Raw genomic sequence first — 3,831 nt, forward strand, 5'->3', positions numbered from 1 at the left:
ATTAAACATTTAAACAAAAGGAAAAAAAATGGGAAAAACGATAATTGAAAAAATCATTCAGACGCATTCCGAACAAGAAGTTAAGCCTGGGAAGATCGTTTGGATGAAATTAGATATTCGAACGGCTCGGGATTTTGGTGGACCCAATGTAGTAAAAAATATGGAAAAATACTATGCAGACGGTAAAGTAAACAATATTGAAAATATCTATTTTACCTTTGACACTGTGGCCCCGGCAAAAAATATTCCTTACGCAAATAATCAACAGATCTGCCGTGATTACGCCAAAAAACAGGGAATAAAAGTATATGATGTTGACCAAGGAATCGGAACTCATATTCTTATGGAAACCGGATTGGCACGTCCCGGAAAAACTATTGTAGGCACAGATAGCCATTTCAATATTTTGGGTGTGGTCGGTGCATTCGGTCAGGGAATGGGCGATCAGGACATCGCTTTTTCTTTCCGAACCGGAAAAAATTGGTTTGAAGTTCCGGCAACCATCAAGATCAATCTGAAAGGCAAATTTGCTTATCCGACAACCGGAAAAGATCTGGTTCTCTACATCCTAAGAAAGATCAAAAGTAAGGGAGCTCTGGGAAAATGTATTGAATATTACGGAGAATGCCTTGAAGATTTGAACTTTGCCGATTATGTTACCCTTTGCAGTATGATGACTGAAATGGGTGGAATCGTTGCTTATCCCAAACCGAACGAAAATGTAAAAAAGTGGGTTTCAAACCGAATTGGTGAGAAAGCAAATTTTATCCAAGCAGATGAAGATGCCGAATATATTGAAGAAATTGAAATTGATGTAGAAGGACTCCAACCTCAAATTGCTTGTCCGCCAAAACCGGATAATGTAAAAGATGTTTCCGAACTAAAGGGACTTAAAGTGAACTCCGTTTTTATCGGTTCGTGCACAAATGGCAGAATAGAAGATATGCGAAATGTAGCAAAAATCTTGAAAAACAAAAAAGTTGATCCCCAAGTTATGCTCCGAATCGTCCCCACAACAAAAGAAGTTTATGGAAAAATGCTTGGTGAAGGAATTATTAAAATCCTTTATGATGCAGGAGCAATAATTGCAAACCCGGGTTGTGGCGGTTGCGCCTCCGGCCAGATCGGAATGACAGGAAAGGGTGAAGTTCAAATCTCTACCTCCAATCGAAATTATACTGGTAAACAGGGCGATGGAAACACTTATCTTGCCAGCCCGATAACAGCTGCAAAAGCCGCTCTCATTGGTGAATTGTAAATGAGTAAGAATCTCTTACTTTCTCTTGTATTGATAATTATTACATCATCAATTCTCAGCTGCGGTAAATCGAAAACTGATCCGATTGAAATCGAAGAAAAAAATCCCTATAACTGCATATCAGGAAGAATAAAATCCGGTTCTTCTTTATATCAGGCCTTACGAGAAAATGGAATCGCTGATTCTGATGCCTATCAAATAACCCATTCTCTAAATGTCATCTATGATCTTCGGAAGGTTCATCCCAACGACAGTTTTCTTCTTCAGATTGACACACTCCAGCAGGTGCAGATCGTGGAATTCTTTCCTGATAATATAAACCACTATATCGTTCAAAGAGACACTACAAATCAATTTATTTCCAAGAATAACCAAAAAAAACTTACCAAAGAAACAAAAACATTTTCAACCTCAATTGAATCTTCTCTTTATAATAGTTTCGTAGAACAAGGAATTGACCCGAAAATAGTTATGGATTATACGGATATTTTCCAGTGGGATTTGGATTTTTTTATTGATCCTCGTAAGGGTGATTCTTGTAAAATAATTTATGAAGTATTTACAAATAACGGTGAAATACTCAAAAACGGTAAAATTCTATCCGCTTCATACCTAGGAAAAAATTTTGACATGACAGCTTATTATTTCACAAATGGTGCAAAATTTGATGGATACTATGATTCCAAAGGAAAGTCATTTCAAAAAGCATTTCTTAAATCCCCTCTCAATTATTCTTATATCAGTTCTTATTATGGAATGCGCGTGCACCCGATTACAAAAAGATACTGGTTACATAACGGCGTGGACTATGCAGCAAAAAGAGGCACTCCTGTTCAGGCTTCCGCCGATGGAGTAATAATTCATCAAGGTTGGAAAGGCGGACACCCTACTCCTCGCGGAAATACAGGTGGCTATGGGAAAACTATTATGATTCGGCATCCAAACGGACATAAGACTTTGTACGGGCATCTTAGTGCTTATGCAAAAGGAACCTACGTTGGCAAACGTGTAAAACAACAAGATATTATCGGATTTGTCGGCTCCACCGGCTGGTCAACCGGTCCTCACCTTCACTATACAATTTATTATCACAATAAAGCGATAAATCCATTAAGACTGAAAAATGTGTCCGGTCCCCCTATCCCCAAAAAATTAATGCTACAGTTTAATACAATTGTAAACTGTATTAATGATGAACTTGTTAATAACTATTCTAAATAGTTTGACATAAAATATGAACGGAGATGATATTAGCGACATGAAAAAAAGTTCTAAACTCACAGGAAAAATTTGGTTGATCATTAACGAAAACGGGAATTTAATTGAAGATATTGATACTGATATGATCTTCCACAACCAATATTTAGCTATTACTGATATAAAAAAAATGGGGCAATACACCTTTGATAATTTGACTAATTGGAAAGATTTTGCAGCTAAAGCCGAAAAGGACGATATCGTCATTGTCGGAAGCAATTTTGGAGCTGGTTCTTCGAGACAACAAGCCGTGGATTGTTTTACTTCTCTTGGAATTCAAGCAATTATTGCCGAATCCTTTGGTTCAATTTACAAGCGAAATGCCATAAATTCCGGCACTCCAGCTTTAACTATCAAATCTATAAATCTTGCCGACCTGAAGCAAAGACAGCAGCTAACCATCAACCTTGAAACCGGTGAAACTTCATCCGAAGCATTGCAAATCGAACCTTTCTCAATAGTACAAATGGATATTTATCAAGCGGGAAATTTGTTTGAATATGGTAAAAATGAATAAAGTTATAATTCCAAAATGATTAATAATAAACAAATTGCAGAAATAACCAAGACGATTGTTGATAATTATCATCCTGAAAAAATAATTCTTTTTGGTTCTTATGCTAATGGAAATTTTACTCGGGATAGCGACTTAGACCTTCTTCTAATTAAAGAATCCAACTTACCAAGGTTCAAAAGAGCTCGTGAAGTTCATGAATTCTTTGACCCTTATCCTATTGCTATGGATATTTTAGTTTATACCAAAAGAGAAGTTGAAAAGTGGAAAAATTTTTCACATTCTTTTATTAATCAGGTTTTTGAAAATGGGATAATCCTTTATGAACGAACTTGTTGAAGACTGGATTCAAAAAGCCGAAAATGACCTTTTAAATGTGAAAAATAATTTAAACAGTATAGATATTCCGACCGATACGGTATGTTTCCATTGTCACCAATCAACAGAGAAATATATCAAAGCATATCTGATTAATAAAAATAAACACTTCCCAAAAATCCACAACCTATTGCGTCTTTTAGAATTATGTAAAGAAACCGATAAAGATTTTTCTATTTTGAAAGATTCTTTATTAATTCTTAATGATTTTTCAGTTGAAATAAGATATCCTGATGATTGGTTTGAACCAACTGAAGAAGACGCACGAGAAGCATATTATTTGGCAAAAAAAGCAAAAAAATTCGTCGAATGCGATAATGCAAATTATCGCTTTCTTTTAATAAAATAATAAAAAACATGAGCAAACAGAAAGGAGTTAAAAAGTGAAAAAGATCTTTTTCATTTTAGTTTCCATTTCACTAAT

The 3,831-nt window shown here is 35.4% G+C and carries 5 protein-coding genes; all 5 read left to right on the forward strand.

The window, feature by feature from the left end:
* Window positions 1-28 precede the first annotated feature (28 nt).
* From U9P79_07555 to U9P79_07575, 5 genes are read left to right on the forward strand one after another with little or no spacing between them, the layout of a single operon-like run.
* Window positions 29-1,258, forward strand: coding sequence for an aconitase/3-isopropylmalate dehydratase large subunit family protein (locus tag U9P79_07555; GenBank protein MEA2104478.1), 1,230 nt, complete (start codon window positions 29-31; stop codon window positions 1,256-1,258).
* On the forward strand, window positions 1,259-2,479 hold the full coding sequence (locus tag U9P79_07560) for a M23 family metallopeptidase (protein ID MEA2104479.1): 1,221 nt from the start codon (window positions 1,259-1,261) through the stop codon (window positions 2,477-2,479).
* Between the two features lie 37 nt (window positions 2,480-2,516).
* Window positions 2,517-3,032 (forward strand): 3-isopropylmalate dehydratase, encoded by a 516-nt coding sequence (locus tag U9P79_07565; protein ID MEA2104480.1) that lies wholly within the window; start codon window positions 2,517-2,519, stop codon window positions 3,030-3,032.
* A gap of 15 nt (window positions 3,033-3,047) precedes the next feature.
* Window positions 3,048-3,368 carry a nucleotidyltransferase domain-containing protein gene (locus U9P79_07570; GenBank protein MEA2104481.1) on the forward strand — a complete coding sequence of 107 codons (321 nt, stop codon included), beginning with the start codon at window positions 3,048-3,050 and terminating at the stop codon, window positions 3,366-3,368.
* On the forward strand, window positions 3,352-3,756 hold the full coding sequence (locus U9P79_07575; GenBank protein MEA2104482.1) for a HEPN domain-containing protein: 405 nt from the start codon (window positions 3,352-3,354) through the stop codon (window positions 3,754-3,756). Before U9P79_07570 ends, U9P79_07575 begins: the two co-directional genes overlap by 17 nt.
* Window positions 3,757-3,831: the final 75 nt, after the last annotated feature.

The sequence above is a fragment of the Candidatus Cloacimonadota bacterium genome, assembly GCA_034661015.1.
Classification (GTDB): domain Bacteria; phylum Cloacimonadota; class Cloacimonadia; order JGIOTU-2; family JGIOTU-2; genus JAYEKN01.